This is a genomic window from Psychrobacter okhotskensis (assembly GCF_013248965.1).
Taxonomy (GTDB): Bacteria; Pseudomonadota; Gammaproteobacteria; order Pseudomonadales; family Moraxellaceae; genus Psychrobacter; species Psychrobacter okhotskensis.
The window spans coordinates 83,714-100,374 of record NZ_JABRVQ010000006.1 but is presented as its reverse complement, the minus strand read 5'-3'; the positions used below and the strand labels follow the sequence as shown (position 1 = coordinate 100,374).

Here is a 16,661-nt window from a genome sequence, read left to right as displayed (position 1 = left end):
TGCTTAATAATGCTGTGCTTAATATAGATGCTGTCAGTAATGAAATACGTTAACTAATAAATTAAGTCAGCATTGCGCTGGCTTTTTTTTGTAGACTGCATTAGGTTAGAAATACACTGAGGCCAAGACTTTTCGTATGCAAAATTCCTTTCATTCTCTAAATAATACACCAGTTAAAAACGTCAATCATAAATCTGATGCCATTGAAGATTTTGGTATCGATGACAATGCTATGCGTCATCATAGTAGACTGACACTTTTACTCAGCATGCTCGTCATGGTATGTAGTGTGTTTTATCTTCCTGCCTATGCGGCAACCAGTAGCGATACAACAGTTGATAGGCAAGACACTACAAAAAATACTGAGATGGCAAAGCCAGAAAACCTGATAGATTATACAGCGCAGAAAATTGATCAATTCAAACAAGACGGCATTAGTGTCTCAGATATTGCAGAAGAAACCTTCAATCCTTTAGACAAGGATGCCGTGCAGCAGGCAGGCATACTGCAAGGAGATACTGGTCTCACTGGTGATTATAACGAAAGCTATTATTCCTTAAACAAGCTAAATGCAGGATTGCCGCCGTTAGCTGAACCACCGAACTTATCCACGCCGCTGGCCACATTAGAGTTTTTTCAGTCAGCCGTCATGAAGCAGCAGTATGATTTGGCGGCTTATGCGCTCAATATGAATTTGATTGATAGCAAGTTGCAGCGTAATCGGGCGATAGATCTGGCCAAACAACTTGATTTTTTGTTGGTTGAAAAGAAGCTGTATGTGTTTGATGAATTGCCAGATCGTCCTGATGGCTTGATTGAGCCGCCGCTTGGTAGCACCAACAGTATTCAAGGGATACCCAGACGCTCTATTCAGCTTGGCTATATCGATTATCGTGAACGTCGCGTACCGATATATTTAGAGCGTGTGCGCATTGATGACAGTGCGCCTTTTTGGATATTTTCTGCCCAAACGGTTGGCAATATTGACAACCTTTATGAACAATACCATCCCGCAAAATTCGAACGTTACTTACCAACATGGACAAAATTACAGTTATTTAGTATCGCTATCTGGGAGTTTTTAGCGTTATTTATTTTCTTCTCTTTTACTATGGGAGTAGGTTGGCTATTAAGTACCGCCGCTGGCAAGCTTCTTAATTGGTATGTCAAAGATAAAGAAGGCAATCGGCTGAGTACGGTTCACCATAATAGCGTGGAAGATTTGGTCAATAAGCTGACGGTACCGCTGACCTTTTTCATCAGTTTTTCATCGGTATTTACTTTAGTATCGGGCGGTTTTCCTTACTTAGACGCGGTCGCGTCATCAACTCGTCCAATTATTTGGGTGGGATTGGTCTTTAGCGCGTTGTGGCTGGGTATTCGAGCGATTAATTTTTTTGCCAATCGCTACAAAGATTTGCAGATTGAGAATTTAGGCGACGAGCAATTTGATAAAGGTCGTCGTCGCCGTACTTACGTTTCTATATTTCGCCGCATTTTTATCTTCGTCATGATCCTTGGTAGTATTTGGATTGGCCTCAGTGAGTTCACCAATATTCAAGGATTGGGTAAGACCTTGCTGACTTCCGCAGGTATTGCTGGTGCCGTTATCGGTATCGCCGCTCAGCCGATATTGGGTAATGTCATTGCTGGTATGCAGGTTGCCATCACTCAGCCAGTGCGTATTGGTGATACGGTCATGATGGAAGGTGAGTGGACGACGATAGAGGATTTGGGCTATACCTATGCGGTTCTGCAGACTTGGGATGAGCGCCGGTTGATTATTCCAATGCGCCACTTCGTCACTGAAATCGTAGAGAATTGGTCGCATACAGACTCGCATCAAACCTGTGTGATTTACCTCTACGTCGACTATGGCGCTGATATCGAAGCAATCAGGCAACAATATATCAAGCTGGTCAAAGCGAACGACTTATGGGACGGTGAAACTGAGCCTGAAATGTATACAGTATCCGTGTCCGAAAACACCATAAAATTACGCTGTAGCCAAGCGTCTGATAGTCCTATCAACGCTTGGCGGTTGGAGTGTCAGGTACGCGAGCAGATGTTAAGTTATTTATATGCTGAACAGCAAGCTTATCTCCCCGCTGAGCGCTTGATATTTAAAGACACTAGCGTATAAGTTGGAACGGTCAATAGGTATAGTGGACAGCAAGCAAAGTGGCAAAAACAGACAAACTATTGATGTTAAAATAAGCTAACAAATAAGCATGCGATTTGCTTGTTTATTTGTTATAATATGGCGTTATTTTTAAGGGATAACTGAGCGATTAAAGATAAGAGGTTGCAGTATTTGTGTCTTCTTACCACTGATAAATCAATAGCTGTTTTCCAGTGTCTTTGTTTACTGATAAAAAATATCTAATGACAAATAACAACTGGTACATTGCTTATTATCTAAAGCTCTATGATTCAAAGCCTTTCATAAATAAGGGTTGAACGTCGTAAAGTCATAATGGTGATCTTGATTGATTGTCTTAATGCGAAAATCCCACCCATCAAAATAACCACCACTAGGGGTCTGTATGTTACGAATTGTCGATGAAGCCTTTACCTTTGATGACGTTTTATTGTTACCAGCCTACTCTGAAATCCTGCCAAAATCTGCTGATCTGTCCACGCGTCTGACCAAAAGTATCACACTGAATTTGCCATTAATCTCGGCTGCTATGGACACGGTCACCGAATCTGAAATGGCTATTACCATGGCACAGCTAGGTGGTTTGGGTATCTTGCATAAAAGCATGGATATCGATAAGCAGGCCACGCAAGTACGCCGCGTCAAAAAATTCGAAGCAGGAACCGTGGTTGATCCTATTACCGTTCACCCTGAAATGACGATTGGTGAATTATTAAGATTGACTCAAGACAATAATATTTCAGGTGTACCAGTGGTAGAGAAGGGTACTGATAAAGTCGTTGGTATCGTGACCCATCGTGACTGGCGTTTTGAGACCAATTTGTCGTTACCAGTTAGCCATATCATGACGCCAAAAGAGCAGCTAGTCACCGTGCAAGAAGGTGAAAGCAATGAAAATATCAAAAAATTGCTGCATGAGCACCGTATCGAAAAAGTGATCGTGATTGATGAAGACTTTCGTCTGCGCGGTTTGATTACGGTCAATGACTTTGCCAAAGCTGAGAATAATCCAAATGCGTGTAAAGATGAGCAAGGTCGCCTACGGGTTGGCGCTGCTGTCGGCACTGGCGCAGATACGCAAGCGCGCGTTGAAGCCTTAATCGCCGCTGACGTCGATGTTATCGTGGTCGATACCGCCCATGGACATTCAAAAGGCGTGATTGAAAAAGTCTCTTGGATCAAGAAAAACTTCCCTCACGTACAAGTCATCGGTGGCAACATCGCAACCGGTGATGCCGCTCTAGCATTACGTGATGCGGGCGCTGATGCAGTAAAAGTCGGTATTGGCCCTGGTTCTATCTGTACCACCCGTATTATCGCGGGTATTGGTGTGCCACAAATCTCGGCCATTGATAATGTAGCCAGCGCCCTGAAAGACAGTATTCCATTGATTGCTGATGGTGGTATTCGCTTCTCAGGTGATATGGCAAAAGCTATCGCGGCCGGTGCTTCATGTATCATGGTCGGCTCACTAATGGCTGGTACCGAAGAAGCGCCAGGCGAAGTTGAGCTATTCCAAGGTCGTTATTATAAAGCGTATCGCGGTATGGGTAGCTTAGGTGCGATGTCAGGTCAAAACGGCTCATCAGATCGCTATTTCCAAGATGCCAAAGATGGGGTAGAAAAGCTGGTTCCAGAAGGTATCGAAGGTCGCGTTCCTTATAAAGGACCAGTGGCAGGCATCGTCAATCAGTTGGTTGGTGGTTTACGCTCATCAATGGGCTATACTGGCTGTGCGACTATCGAAGATATGCGTACCAAACCACAGTTCATTAAGGTGACGTCTGCGGGGATGAAAGAGTCGCATGTTCACGATGTGCAAATCACCAAAGAAGCCCCGAACTATCGAGTAGATTAATTCATATTCTGTAGTCCTACTGACGTTGATAATTGCTGACAGACAGTAGGATAGTGACATCAAGATACAAACAGCCAACAATGCCCCGTCATTGTTGGCTGTTTTTTTTGTAAAATACACAAATAGAATATACTGGTTATTGCCTTGCCTACGCGCACGTCTGGCGTTTCATTTTTAGACTTGAGGAACATTTATAATGAGCTACTTTGGCACTGATGGTATTCGCGGAAAATTTGGTGAGTTGCCGATTACCCCTGATTTTATTTTGAAGTTAGGTTATGTGACTGGACTGGTGCTCATAGAAAAAAATGACAATCCTAGCCGTAAACCGAGCGTGGTGATTGGCAAAGACACTCGTCTATCAGGCTACGTCATCGAGGGAGCACTACAGGCCGGCTTTAACGCAGCTGGAGTCGACGTGCATATGCTTGGCCCATTGCCAACACCTGCTATCGCGCATCTAACCCGTAGTTTCCATGCGGATGCAGGCGTCGTAATCTCAGCATCGCACAATCCATACTATGACAACGGCATCAAGTTTTTTTCAGCTGACGGCAAAAAACTCACCGATGAGATGCAAGCAGCGATTAATGATAAGTTAAAAGCTATCATGAGTGACTCTAATAGTGGCGATGTGCTCATGCCTATTCTTGATCCTGCAAAATTGGGTAAAAATAACCGTATTGACGATGCTAAAGGTCGCTATATTGAGTTTTGTAAAGGCAGTTTCCCTTATCAGTATGACTTAGATCATCTGACCATCGTGGTCGACTGTGCCAATGGTGCAGGCTACAGCGTCGCCCCAAGAGTCATGCGTGAGCTGGGTGCCAACGTGATTGCTATCAATAATACGCCGGATGGTATCAATATTAATGCTGACTGCGGCTCGACCCATCCGGAGAGTTTACAAAAAGCAGTGCTTGAGCACGAAGCAGATGTTGGTATCGCCTTAGATGGTGACGGCGATCGTATCGTGATGGTTGATGAGGCAGGTAATTTAGTTGATGGCGATGGCATTTTATACGTGCTTGCCACTCAGGGAAAGACGCCTGCAGTGGGAGTGGTTGGTACGCTCATGACTAACATGGGGCTGGAGTTGGCACTAAAAGAGGCCGGTATTGCCTTTACTCGGGCTAAGGTAGGTGACCGTTATGTCATGCAAGAGCTTGCCGCTCATGACTGGATACTAGGCGGTGAACCATCTGGGCATATATTGTGCTTAGACAAAAGTCGTACCGGTGATGCGATTATCGCAAGCTTGCAAGTATTGGCCGTTATGCAAGCACAGAATAAAGCCTTGAGTGACCTCATGGAAGGCTTTGAAATTTTGCCACAAAAACTGGTCAATGTGCGCTTGTCTACCATGCAAGATCCTTTTGAGCATGAAGAGCTGGTCGCCGCTTTTGATAAAGCCCGTGCCACTCTAGAAGGTCGTGGTCGTCTATTGATTCGTCAATCGGGTACCGAGCCAATGATTCGAGTGATGGTCGAGTCAGACGATGAGATAGAGTGTGATGTGATGGCCAATGACTTAGCTGAGCAGATTAAGGCGGTATTGGGCTAGGGCGTGTCTTCAATTCACTCGATAGTCATCTAAATGGACTAAAAATGGCTAAATCTTGCCAAACATCGTCAAATAGCTGGTTAATATCCCAATATTATCTGCGCTATTTTTCTCGTTTGACGGCAATTTATCTCATTTTTATCAGCATTTTTGAAATGAGGACACGCCTTAATAATCTCAACAAATACATCATCAGAAATTGTGATCAATGTTATTCAATCAAGGAAGCAGTATGAGCATGGACTTTACCGATCAACGTCTATCCTATGAGAAGGGCGCGCTTGATCAACAGTCAATACCCACCTCACCATTTGAGCTATTGAAAGAGTGGATGAATGAGGCACTAGCACAAAAAGTGCAAGAACCATACGCCATGAGTTTGGCAACATGTGGGGCAGACAACAAGCCCAGTGTACGTATCGTATTACTGCGCGAGATTACCGATAATGGCATTATTTTTTATACCAATTATGAAAGTGCTAAAGGTCAAGATATCGCTGAAAACCCCAATGCAGAAGTGCTGTTTTTTTGGCATGAGCTTGAACGTCAAGTTCGTATCAGTGGTTCTATTGCTAAGATTGATACTGCAAAATCCGCTGCTTATTTTCAAAAGCGTCCACACGATAGCCAAGTAGGCGCATGGGTCAGCCAACCACAGAGCGGTGAAGTGGCCAGCCGTGACGTCATGGAACAGACCTTTGATCAGCTACAAGCTGACTATCCAGACAATAGCCAAGTGCCAGTGCCAGTGCCAGCATTTTGGGGTGGTTATGAGATTACCATTGAGCAAGTTGAGTTTTGGCAAGGCCGTGCCAATCGTATGCATGACCGCATTGTGTATACCCAAGATAGCAAACAGAATAATGCCAGTTGGACAACTAAACGTTTACTACCATAAAGTTAAATGAATAAGTGTAAGACTGATATATTTCAGCTTGTTTTAATGCTAAAAAAACCACTTTAAATCCAGTTATATTGGTATTTAAAGTGGTTTTTTTATGCTGGAGTGTATTCACTATGCTCTATAGTCAAGATATACTAAAAACGCGACGATATTGCTGATATTATTTTTTTGTGACCTCTGTCTGTGCAGGCACAGCAAGCAAGAAAAATGGATATCAGCAGTCTTAGGATCTGTTGAACATTCAAATGTGGCACTGGCAGTGGCTATTTTTTAGACAATACGCAGTGAAATTTTTGACGCCTAGTCATTCTAGGTTAGATAATTTCGCCATGTATTGGCAAAAAATAGCCCTGCCCTGAAAGGCTGATACTAAAATCACCCCAAACGTTGTTGTAAACCTAGCTAAGGTCTCGACATTATCGTCGGTTTACGCCTGATTTGATAAAAGGTTTGGGACGATTTTAGCAATCAGCAGTCCTAATGTTTGAATGTTCAACAGACCCTAATGTTTGAATGTTCAACAGACCCTAATGTTTGAATGTTCAACAGACCCTAATGTTTGAATGTTCAACAGACCCTAATATTTGAATGTTCAATAGACCCTAATATTTGAATGTTCAATAGACCCTAATATTTGAATGTTCAATAGACCCTAATATTTGAATGTTCAATAGACCCTAGTTTTTTGCTTTAATATTGGTATCGACATCGACTGAGACGGACATACCGGGACGTAATTGGGTAAGGGCAGCCTGATTTTGGTCTAAATCAATGCGCACGGGGATACGCTGGGCAATTTTAATATAGTTGCCCGTCGCAGGGTTGGCAGCTGCAGCACTAAATTCACTGCCAGTGGCTGGTGAGATGTTGCTGACATGACCACTAAATTTGGCACCACCCAGCGCGTCAACATGGATGGTTGCAGGTTCACCAATGGCCATATTAGCAACTTGCGTTTCTTTAAAATTTGCGATAATCCAAATGCCTTTGGGTACGATATACATGAGCTGTGTACCCGCACTGACATATTGCCCTTCTTTGACACTGACTTGACTCAATTGTCCGGCTTCAGGGGCGGTGATAATGGTGTTGTCTACATTAATCTGCGCTTGCTTGAGAGCTGCTTCAGCATTTTTTATATTGGCATCGAGCGAAGCGCGGCTACCACTGGTCTTTTTACGGTTTTCACGAGCCGCTTGTAAGTTCGCTTCAGCTTGTTGAACGCCTGCCTGCGCTTGTGCAAGTTGTGCTTTTATATGAGCCACTTCTGCCTTTGATACCGCGCCGATGGCATCTAAACCCTGATAGCGATTGACATCTTCACGAGCACTATCGACACTCACTTTGGCGCTATATAAATCCGCTTCGCGTGCTTCAATCTGTGCTTGGCTGGTTTGTGTGTCCTGAGCATTGCTAGAGCGGTTGGTAACCGCCACTTCAATATTGGCCTGCGCCTGCTCAAGCTGTTGTTGAAACGCGCGATCGTCTATTTTTATTAGTAAATCACCCGCTTTTACTTGGGCAAAATCCTGTACGGCTACTTCGGTGACATAGCCAGATACTTGCGGACTAATAATGGTTGTTTGCCCTTTCACAAAGGCATTGTTCGTTTGCTGCAAAGTCGGGGTAAAAGGCGGTAGCTTCCATGCATATAAAATCAATGCCACGCCAATGAGTATTAAGGCAATCAATAAACCTAGATTTAGGTAGGATTTTTTCATAGGTGACCAGCCAGTGGCTGCCACAATCGGCTCTTTGGGCGGCATTGGTGGTTTATCACTGGTATTTTGGCTATCGACAGCCGATTTATCTGTATTTTTATTTGTATTGATATCCGCTTTTTTATTCGAGTCGGTAGCGGCAATTTCAGGCTCTACTGATTCGTTATTATTTTTTGGAGAGGCAGTTACTTTTACTTTAGCTGTATTAAGGGTCGTATTAAGCAGCGTGTCAGTTGGCGTCTGAGATTTTTGGTTAAGCTCACTGGGGTTTTCTTTGCTCATGACGCGCTCCTAAAGTTTGAATAAATATAACAATTATGTTCGATATTTCGATGATGTTATGCAAGATGGCGAGCAAAAATTAAGGCATTTAAAGCCGCTATTTTCCTTCACGCATTTTGGCAATGACAGCCAGCTCGTTAGCAAGGGGATTACGTTTGTGATAACGGTTATAGAGATAATTTATCAATAAAATAACAGCCGACAAAGTCGCAATACTGGCCATAAGAAAAAACAAGTCATCGTAAGCTGCGACGGTAGCTTGCCGCTGGATGCCTTGCAGAACTTGTCCCATGGCAGCAACGTTGGCTTGGGTAGAATCTGTTATTTGACCTGATAAAGCCCTACCTGCGCCTGCAACTTGTGCTACTAACTCAGGCTCGCCTAAGTTGAGTGAGCTGACCATATCGGCATAGTGCACTTGCGTGCGAATAGTGGTAAAAGCTTGAATAGCCGCCGCTCCTGCAAGCCCGCCCACCGTCTGCGAAATACCAAAAATCACTGAAAAACTAATAATATACGCAGGGCCACTGGCAATGGCTCGTAAAAACCCTTCAAAAACCAGAGGACCCATAAAATACACTGCGGCAAAAGCAATGAGGAATTGGCTAAAATAAAACATCGTCGGCGCCGAGTTAATCGATACACCCGTATCCAGCCAAGAACCTAGAGCGATTAGCGCCACTGCAAAAATAACAGGTCGACGCAAATCTATTGGATTGGTACTAAAAATACTAATGACCAATGCCAAGATACTGGCTGCTAATATCACAGCATAAAAAGTGACCAGCTGATCATTACCATAGCCAAGATTGGCCAGTAGTCCGGCAGCGCCAACACTTTGCTCGGATAGCAAGATACGCATGACCGCACCCGTTGTCATAAAAGCAATAATGTTGCGACTACGCATCCAGCGCACCTGTAACATGGGGTTTTTTCGGTGAGTCTCAATCCATAATGCGATGCTAATATTGACGATTGCAATGATGAGCGGGTAGCTCAGCCAAGGTGTTGTCCACCACTGTATGCGGCCTTGTACTAAAAACACCGCCAATGCTGCAAGACCACTGGCAAAAAAAGCAAAGCTTAAAAAATCCAGTTTTTCGAATACTTTTTCAGTATTGCCCGGTGGTAGCTCTAATATATTAATGAGTCCAAAACAAATCAAAGCCAAACCAAATTGAAATAAAAACAAGCTTTCAAGCTGACCATCGACAGCGAGATAGGGTGAGATAATCCGTGATAAGGGAATACCAAACTGTACCAAGCCAAAGCCTAATATCAAGCCACTAGTACGTTTGACGGTTGGCATACCTTGCAAGCAATAGAATAAGCCTAATATGGTCATGCCACTAGCAACCATACCACTGAGTCCTCTAGCAATGATTTCTAAGTAATAAGGATCGATTTGGATACTGGTAGCGTTCAATAGATGGCTACTGACCAACCACTGCAAACTCGTGGCCGCCAATAAAAAAAACAAGGTGATTTTACTAAAGAGTGACATGCCAAATTGCTGGCGAATTTTGTACAGTAGCACCGTAATACAAGCATTGGTCATATTATAGCTGACAGATATCCAACCACCTTCGACTGGTGTTAAGCCCATTTCGCCCTGAATTTGGGACAGGTTTGCCACCAATAGCCCATTTTGAAAGCTGGCGGTTATCCCAATAAAAATTCCGATCATTAAATAACATAGTTTACGGCGTGTAGGATGATCAGGGTTGGCAGGAGAACCAACCATCATTGGCTGTTCATGCGGCTTAAATTTGTATTCAGTATTCATGGGCGTAAGATGATCGGCGTGGTTGGATAGAACAAGACTGGACAAAACAAGACTGGGGTATTGCTACCCATAATGGGCAGCGCTATCATCAGAGTGATAAAATGAGAAAAATAGCCCAAGCTGAGTTTGAACTATTTTATCATAATTCTATTAAGCGTTATCTTACAGCGCCCATTTATTTATGAGTACGCTTGCTACGAGAAGTAAAATATTATCGGCATAAGATTACTATGAACAAGGGGTAACGTCTAAATCATAAAGGATAAACAGTAATAGTTAATCCTAAGCAAAGGTCAAAATAGGCAGTAGCTGCTTTGAATCTCTATTAGAGCATGTCCTCAATTCAATTGACCCTATGTAAACAAGCTAAAAATGGCTGAATTTTAAAAAATTAGTGGCAATAGAGATTTTAAATATGGGATAACGTGTAATAGCCATAAGCACAATGACTGATAATTGTTGAATTTTTATAGACAGGATGCTTGACGGTTTAACTTTGTCGGGTCAAACTGTGATGCTTATTTATCAATTTCCATCAATAAACCACTAAGCAATAAAAAAAGAAAAAAGACACAAGGCAATGTCTATAAAGGCGTAATTACTCACTTTTATAAGGAAGCAAAATGGATTTTGCGCAGATAACGATAACAGCACCCAAATCACCGAGTGCGTGGCTCGACATGGATGCCCTCGATCATAACATTCAGCTGGTCAATCAAAAAACCCAAGCCGTTAGCCTACGTTTGGCAACCAAGTCACTGCGCTCGATTGACGTCTTACACTATATCAAACAACACTCTCCTCATTTTATTGGCCTCATGTCTTATGCTGCCGACGAATCTGTCTATCTGTTAGAAAATGGCTTTGATAATATTCTCTGCGCCTATCCGACATTAGATATGACGAGCGTCACGCAAACTTTTCCCTATATAAAACAAGGCGCGACCATGATTTGGATGGTAGATCGTCCTGAACATGTAGAGGCACTGAATAAAGTCGGTAAGGCGCATGATGTGGTGGTAGATATTTGCCTCGATATCAATATGTCGATGCCGCTGCCAACGTTGTATTTTGGCACCAAGCGTTCTGCCTTAATGAGTAAAAAAGACATTAAAAAACTCATCAAACACATCAAAAAATTGGCCAATGTCAATGTCTGTGCAGCGATGGGTTATGAAGCACAAATTGCTGGACTGCCCGAGCATTTGCCAGGTAAAGCGCTACTAACGCCAGCCATTAAGCTGTTAAAAAACCGCTCAAAAAAACAAGTCAGTCAGCGGCGTGGCTCGCTGGTCAGTTGGCTCAAAAAACAAGGTTATAAGCTAAAAATCGTTAACGGCGGTGGCAGCGGTAGTATGGACTTTACTTCTCGCCAGCCTGAAATCACCGAAATCACTGTTGGCTCGGCATATTATAAGCCTGCATATTTTGACTACATGGACAGCATGATGGAATTTCAGCCAGCGGCAGGATTTGTGTTACCCGTCACACGTCAGCCCGAAAAAGGCGTAATTACTTGTCATGGTGGCGGGTTTATCGCTTCAGGTGCCACGGGAGTGGACAAAGCCCCTGTGGTGTATTATCCATCCAATTTATCAATAGTGGCTGACGAAGGTTTCGGCGAAGTACAAACGCCGATGATGGCTAGTAAAGTTGGTAAAAAATCTGCTAATGGTAAAAATGAGCTAAAGATTGGTGATGCTGTCTGGTGTCGACATGCAAAAGCGGGCGAGCTGTGTGAACATTTTAACGAGCTAAGCTGTTATCGAAAATCTGACATACCTGCACCTGCGCATTTTTCAAATACTGAAGCACTGTCAAACGCTACAAAAGCTGAGCAAACCATGACCACTTATCGAGGAGAGGGTAAATGTTTTCATTAAGACAGTGGCAGGGCAATCACGACTGGCAGAATTGGGTCGGTTATGTGACTGCGCAGCCTGAGCAAAAGCTCACGCCCTCATCCGTTGCAGAACTGCAAGATATTGTCAAAAGTGCCCGCGCCAACAAAAAGCGAGTCAGAGCCACGGGTGCGGCGCATTCGTTTAGTGGCTGTGCAAAGCCAGAAGAGATTGCCGTCAGCCTACACAATATGCGCGGACTTGTTTCAGTAGATAAAGAGGCCAAATTAGCGACTTTGCAGGCAGGTACTTATTTATCTGAAATTGGGGAAGCGCTAAAAGAACACGGCTTGGCACTAGAAAACATGGGTGATGTGCAAGCACAGACCATTGCAGGGTCAGCAAGTACCGCCACCCATGGCACAGGCATTAGCTTGGGCTCAATCGCCAATCAAGTCGTGACATGGGAATGGGTAGATGGGCGTGGGGAGCTGCATACTCATCACCGCGGTGATCCCGAAACCGACGATTTAGGCAATGCCTTGCATGCCAGTCTAGGTATGCTCGGCATATTTACCAAGCTCACCATCAAAGTTGTTGACCTTTATGGCCTAAAAGAGAGCAATGAAGTATTGGATTTTGAAGAGGGTTTGGCCAGATTTTATGAGACCGCCCACAGTCATCGCCATCTGGAATGGTTTTTATTTCCAGGTACCAATAAGCTCCAACAAAAAACGCTGTCTGTGATAGCGCCAAAGCCAATGAGTGAATGGCAGAAGTTTAAAGATCAGTTTGATAGTGCCGTGACCCTCAATGGCGCTTTTTATCTGCTTTGTGAGCTGGCACGTATGAAGCCCGCCCTCACCAAAAAAGTCAGTGAAATCTCGGCAAGATCGATACCGAATACCAAACGCGAAGGCTATAGTTATGAGGTGTTTCCGACACCGCGCGGTGTCAAATTCAACGAATCAGAATACTTTATTAAACTCTCTGACTTTGATGAATGTATCTCGGAGGTCAATCACCTTTTACTAAAAGATAATAAGGGCTCACATTTTCCGATTGAAGTGCGCACCCATAAAGGCGAAACAGGCATGTTGAGTCCAACTCAAGGAGAAGACTGTGCTGTCCTATCATTCCATGTGTATAAAGGAATGAATGATGAGCCACTATTTGAATGGTTATACCACTATATGAAAAAATGGGAAGGTCGTCCGCACTGGGGTAAGGTCAATAAACTGAGCCATATAGAACTACAAAACTTGTATCCTAAGCTAAATCGATTTTTGGAGATTCGCCGTCAATACGATCCCGATAATGTCTTTATGAACCGCTGGCTTGAAGAAAAGTTTCTCAACCGCTAATTTTAGACTTTTTCGAATCAGTCTCGTCAAACGATTAAGCGTTCATTTATAGTCATAATATCCTAAGAACGCGACGGTATTGCTGATATCAGTTTTCAGTTTTTTGTAGCCTCTGTCTGCGCAGGCACAGCTAGCAAGAAAAATTGATATCAGCAGTGCGCGGTGCATCAATATTACTTTTAACTGACTATAAGCAAATCGCACGTCTTTCGTTTATGACATAAAAAAGCAGCTCGTTAAAGAGCTGCTTTTTATAAAATTAATAATAGTTTAAGACTGGATTGATTCATCGTGTTCCGCTTCTAAGCGCATCGCACGTTGATGACTATCAAGACTGGCCAAGTGTAATGCATACTGCTTAATATTTGGATAGTTGTCTAATTTCTGACGACTGGCCAAAATAATTAAGTCAAATGACAACATAAAGTCAGCACCGCTAAGCTGGTTGCCGACGATATAAGACTTACCCTCGACCGCTGCATCTAAATACTTGAACAGTCTGGTTTTTTCTGTCTCTATATAACCGTTCAAAAACTCGTTGTCATTGATACCTGCTTTTTTAGAAAACAACTCAAGCATCAATGGCAGCATGAGCGAGCTTTCAGCAAAATCAATCCACTGTAGATAATGCCCATAATCCACACTATCAGTAGCGGGGCGCAAACGCTCTGGCGCAAAGCGTTCGATCAATAGCTCAGTAATGGCCCCTGACTCCGAGTATATTTCACCATCCATTTCGATGACCGGTGACTTACCAAGGGGATGTACGGCTTTTAAGCTATTAGGTGCCAGATGCGTTTTAGCATCGCGCTGATGACTAATAATTTCGTACGGCTCGCCTAGCTCTTCTAGCAGCCACAAAATGCGTAGCGAGCGTGATTGGTTTAGATGATGCAGTCGAATCATAATAGTACTCTTCTTTACTTTGTCAATTGGATTAACCGTTAAGCTTTGCGATCAAACGCTTAGCGGCTTCTTCTGACGATGCTGGGTTTTGACCTGTGATTAACAAGCCGTCTTCTACCACAAACGATTCCCAATCAGCTGCTTTTTCATAATTACCGCCATTGGCTATCAGTGCATCTTCTACTAAGAAAGGTACCACATCTGTAAGGCCAACCGCCTCTTCTTCTGAATTGGTAAAGCCAGTGACTGTTTTTCCTTTCACTAAATATTCGCCATCGATTTTGACATTTTTGAGGGCAGCAGGAGAGTGACAAACAAAAGCAACCGGCTTATCTTGCTTCACAAACGTCTCAATCAAATTAATAGAGTTTTTATCCACTGCCAAATCCCATAATGGGCCGTGACCACCTGGATAAAATACTGAGTCAAAATCTTCCGCTTTCATATCAGCAAGTTTTTTGGTATTGGCAAGATGCTTCTGCGCCTCAGAGTCTTCTTTAAAGCGCGTCGTATCTTTCGTTTGCGCATCTTCAGTATCGCTACTAGGATCAAGAGGTGGCTGACCGCCAGCAGGAGAGGCTAGGGTTACATTGACACCAGCATCCAAAAACGCATAGTAAGGGGCGGCAAATTCTTCTAGCCAAAAGCCTGTCTTCTTACCAGTATCGCCTAGTTGATCATGTGAGGTTAGTACCATTAAAATATTCATAAGTGTCCTTATTTATTGTTGATGTTGTTTTTAAATTATTGAGTATTAGCAGTCATGCTTAACTATTTATACTGAATTAATTATTCGTACTTAATTAATTTAATATTGTCATTAGCAATGACTGCTAACAGTATTCATGGTTAATGTGTCACTTTCAGTAGTTGTCGTAACGAATTATGTTGTGAAGTCGTTATTTAATGACTTAATTAACGTCACTTACTCAACGTCAGCTACTTTTACGACAGTTTTACCAAAGTTATCGCCATTGAGCATACGGACAAAGGCATTTGGTGCATCATCTAAGCCTTCAGCCATATATTCTTTAGTTTTCACATCGCCTGACTCTACCCATTTACTCATGGTTTTCAAGAATTCTGGGAAATGATCGCCATACTCTTCAAAGATGATAAAGCCTTTGATGGTTAGACGGTTGGCCAATACTTGACCCATTAGCATACCCAAGCGATCTTTACCATCAGGCAGTTCAGTCGCGTTGTATTGTGAGACCAGACCACATACTGGGATACGTGCATGAGCATTTAGTAATGGAATCACTGCATCAAACACTTTGCCGCCGACGTTTTCATAATAGATATCGATACCGTCTGGGCAGGCAGCTTTTAATTGCTCAGCGAAGTCATCCGCTTTATGGTCAATACAGATGTCAAAGCCTAGCTCATTAACAGCGAAATCGCATTTATCGACGCCGCCGGCGATACCAACCGTACGTACGCCATACTGATTACCTACTTGACCAACGGTTGCACCAACTGGACCGGTTGCAGCAGCGACGACTAGCGTTTCGCCTTTTTGTGGTTTACCGATATCGGTCAAACCCATATAACCGGTAAAGCCCGGCATACCGAGGACGCCTAAGCCATAAGAAGGGTTTGGCATATCTTTATCTAATTTCAACACGCCTTCGCCATCACTGACGCTGTAATCCTGCCAGCCTGAATTTGATACCACCAAATCACCGACGGCAAATTTATCAATGTTAGATTCAACGACTTGGGCAACCGTTCCACCCATCATTACGTCACCGACTTCTAAGGGATCAGCGTAGCTTTTGGCATCGCTCATACGTCCGCGCATGTACGGGTCTAATGATAGGTAAACCGTACGCAGTAGCATTTCATTGTCATTTGGCGTTGGGATATCGCTGGTAGCCATATCGAAGTTGTGAGCTTTTGGCGCGCCATGAGGACGACTGGCCAGTTTAATTTGACGGTTTGTTGCTTGGTTTTGTTGCTCATTAAAATTATTGTCAAAGCTCATAGTGAAGACCCTTTTTTATTTATTAAGTGTTAGATGTTGATGGTCAGTTAATGACTAATATTTAGACAGTTAACGGTTTAACGGTTTAACGGTTTAACGGTTTAACGGTTAGATATTGCATAGTCGTTTTTTAATAGTTATTGACTCTTTGCTTGTTGAAAGCTAATGGCGGATTAAAAGGGCAGTAACTACTCATATTTGAATAGCTACTGTTACTGCAGTCATTAAAGATACTGGTATTCTAAAAAGTGGTATTTTGGCTATCAATATTTTGAGCGTTGTTGCTT

At 43.2% G+C, this 16,661-nt stretch carries 11 protein-coding genes; 6 read left to right on the top strand and 5 right to left on the bottom strand.

Going from position 1 to position 16,661, the window contains the following annotated elements; all coding sequences use genetic code 11:
- Positions 1-136 precede the first annotated feature (136 nt).
- From HQR03_RS04810 to pdxH, 4 genes are all read left to right on the top strand, one after another.
- Positions 137-2,143 (top strand): mechanosensitive ion channel family protein, encoded by a 2,007-nt coding sequence (locus HQR03_RS04810; RefSeq protein WP_173239339.1) that lies wholly within the window; start codon positions 137-139, stop codon positions 2,141-2,143.
- 403 nt (positions 2,144-2,546) lie between these two features.
- Positions 2,547-4,019, top strand: a complete 1,473-nt coding sequence (guaB, locus tag HQR03_RS04805) for an IMP dehydrogenase (RefSeq protein ID WP_101212703.1) — start codon at positions 2,547-2,549, stop codon at positions 4,017-4,019.
- 196 nt (positions 4,020-4,215) lie between these two features.
- On the top strand, positions 4,216-5,583 hold the full coding sequence (glmM, locus tag HQR03_RS04800; RefSeq protein ID WP_173239338.1) for a phosphoglucosamine mutase: 1,368 nt from the start codon (positions 4,216-4,218) through the stop codon (positions 5,581-5,583).
- Between the two features lie 238 nt (positions 5,584-5,821).
- Positions 5,822-6,481 carry a pyridoxamine 5'-phosphate oxidase gene (pdxH, locus tag HQR03_RS04795; protein WP_173239375.1) on the top strand — a complete coding sequence of 220 codons (660 nt, stop codon included), beginning with the start codon at positions 5,822-5,824 and terminating at the stop codon, positions 6,479-6,481.
- 683 nt (positions 6,482-7,164) lie between these two features.
- Here pdxH and HQR03_RS04790 read toward each other — a convergent pair.
- Entirely contained in the window at positions 7,165-8,490 is a 1,326-nt protein-coding gene (locus HQR03_RS04790; protein WP_173239337.1) for an HlyD family secretion protein, read from the bottom strand.
- Between the two features lie 97 nt (positions 8,491-8,587).
- On the bottom strand, positions 8,588-10,276 hold the full coding sequence (locus HQR03_RS04785) for an MFS transporter (RefSeq protein WP_173239336.1): 1,689 nt from the start codon (positions 10,274-10,276) through the stop codon (positions 8,588-8,590).
- 623 nt (positions 10,277-10,899) lie between these two features.
- Here HQR03_RS04785 and HQR03_RS04780 point away from each other — a divergent pair.
- Positions 10,900-12,159 carry an alanine racemase gene (locus tag HQR03_RS04780; RefSeq protein WP_173239335.1) on the top strand — a complete coding sequence of 420 codons (1,260 nt, stop codon included), beginning with the start codon at positions 10,900-10,902 and terminating at the stop codon, positions 12,157-12,159.
- Positions 12,147-13,481, top strand: coding sequence for a D-arabinono-1,4-lactone oxidase (locus HQR03_RS04775; RefSeq protein WP_173239334.1), 1,335 nt, complete (start codon positions 12,147-12,149; stop codon positions 13,479-13,481). The genes HQR03_RS04780 and HQR03_RS04775 overlap by 13 nt, the downstream gene beginning before the upstream one ends.
- A 270-nt stretch (positions 13,482-13,751) precedes the next feature.
- Here the strand turns inward: HQR03_RS04775 and HQR03_RS04770 are convergent, their stop codons facing one another.
- The 3 genes from HQR03_RS04770 to HQR03_RS04760 all read right to left on the bottom strand — a co-directional run bounded on the left by HQR03_RS04770 (position 13,752) and on the right by HQR03_RS04760 (position 16,374).
- Positions 13,752-14,387, bottom strand: coding sequence for a glutathione S-transferase family protein (locus tag HQR03_RS04770; RefSeq protein WP_025650674.1), 636 nt, complete (start codon positions 14,385-14,387; stop codon positions 13,752-13,754).
- Positions 14,388-14,418: 31 nt separating this feature from the next.
- Positions 14,419-15,096, bottom strand: a complete 678-nt coding sequence (locus HQR03_RS04765) for a type 1 glutamine amidotransferase domain-containing protein (RefSeq protein WP_025650673.1) — start codon at positions 15,094-15,096, stop codon at positions 14,419-14,421.
- 216 nt (positions 15,097-15,312) lie between these two features.
- Positions 15,313-16,374: an NADP-dependent oxidoreductase gene (locus tag HQR03_RS04760; RefSeq protein ID WP_173239333.1), complete on the bottom strand. Its 1,062-nt coding sequence runs from the start codon at positions 16,372-16,374 to the stop codon at positions 15,313-15,315.
- Positions 16,375-16,661: the final 287 nt, after the last annotated feature.

What these genes read in the sequence shown, in the direction of transcription:
- HQR03_RS04785 (WP_173239336.1), bottom strand. Translation starts at nt 10,276, where the DNA reads ATGAATACTGAATACAAATTTAAGCCGCATGAACAGCCAATGATGGTT.
- HQR03_RS04765 (WP_025650673.1), bottom strand. Translation starts at nt 15,096, where the DNA reads ATGAATATTTTAATGGTACTAACCTCACATGATCAACTAGGCGATACT.
- HQR03_RS04760 (WP_173239333.1), bottom strand. Translation starts at nt 16,374, where the DNA reads ATGAGCTTTGACAATAATTTTAATGAGCAACAAAACCAAGCAACAAAC.
- HQR03_RS04810 (WP_173239339.1), top strand. Translation starts at nt 137, where the DNA reads ATGCAAAATTCCTTTCATTCTCTAAATAATACACCAGTTAAAAACGTC.
- HQR03_RS04790 (WP_173239337.1), bottom strand. Translation starts at nt 8,490, where the DNA reads ATGAGCAAAGAAAACCCCAGTGAGCTTAACCAAAAATCTCAGACGCCA.
- guaB (WP_101212703.1), top strand. Translation starts at nt 2,547, where the DNA reads ATGTTACGAATTGTCGATGAAGCCTTTACCTTTGATGACGTTTTATTG.
- HQR03_RS04780 (WP_173239335.1), top strand. Translation starts at nt 10,900, where the DNA reads ATGGATTTTGCGCAGATAACGATAACAGCACCCAAATCACCGAGTGCG.
- glmM (WP_173239338.1), top strand. Translation starts at nt 4,216, where the DNA reads ATGAGCTACTTTGGCACTGATGGTATTCGCGGAAAATTTGGTGAGTTG.
- HQR03_RS04770 (WP_025650674.1), bottom strand. Translation starts at nt 14,387, where the DNA reads ATGATTCGACTGCATCATCTAAACCAATCACGCTCGCTACGCATTTTG.
- pdxH (WP_173239375.1), top strand. Translation starts at nt 5,822, where the DNA reads ATGGACTTTACCGATCAACGTCTATCCTATGAGAAGGGCGCGCTTGAT.
- HQR03_RS04775 (WP_173239334.1), top strand. Translation starts at nt 12,147, where the DNA reads ATGTTTTCATTAAGACAGTGGCAGGGCAATCACGACTGGCAGAATTGG.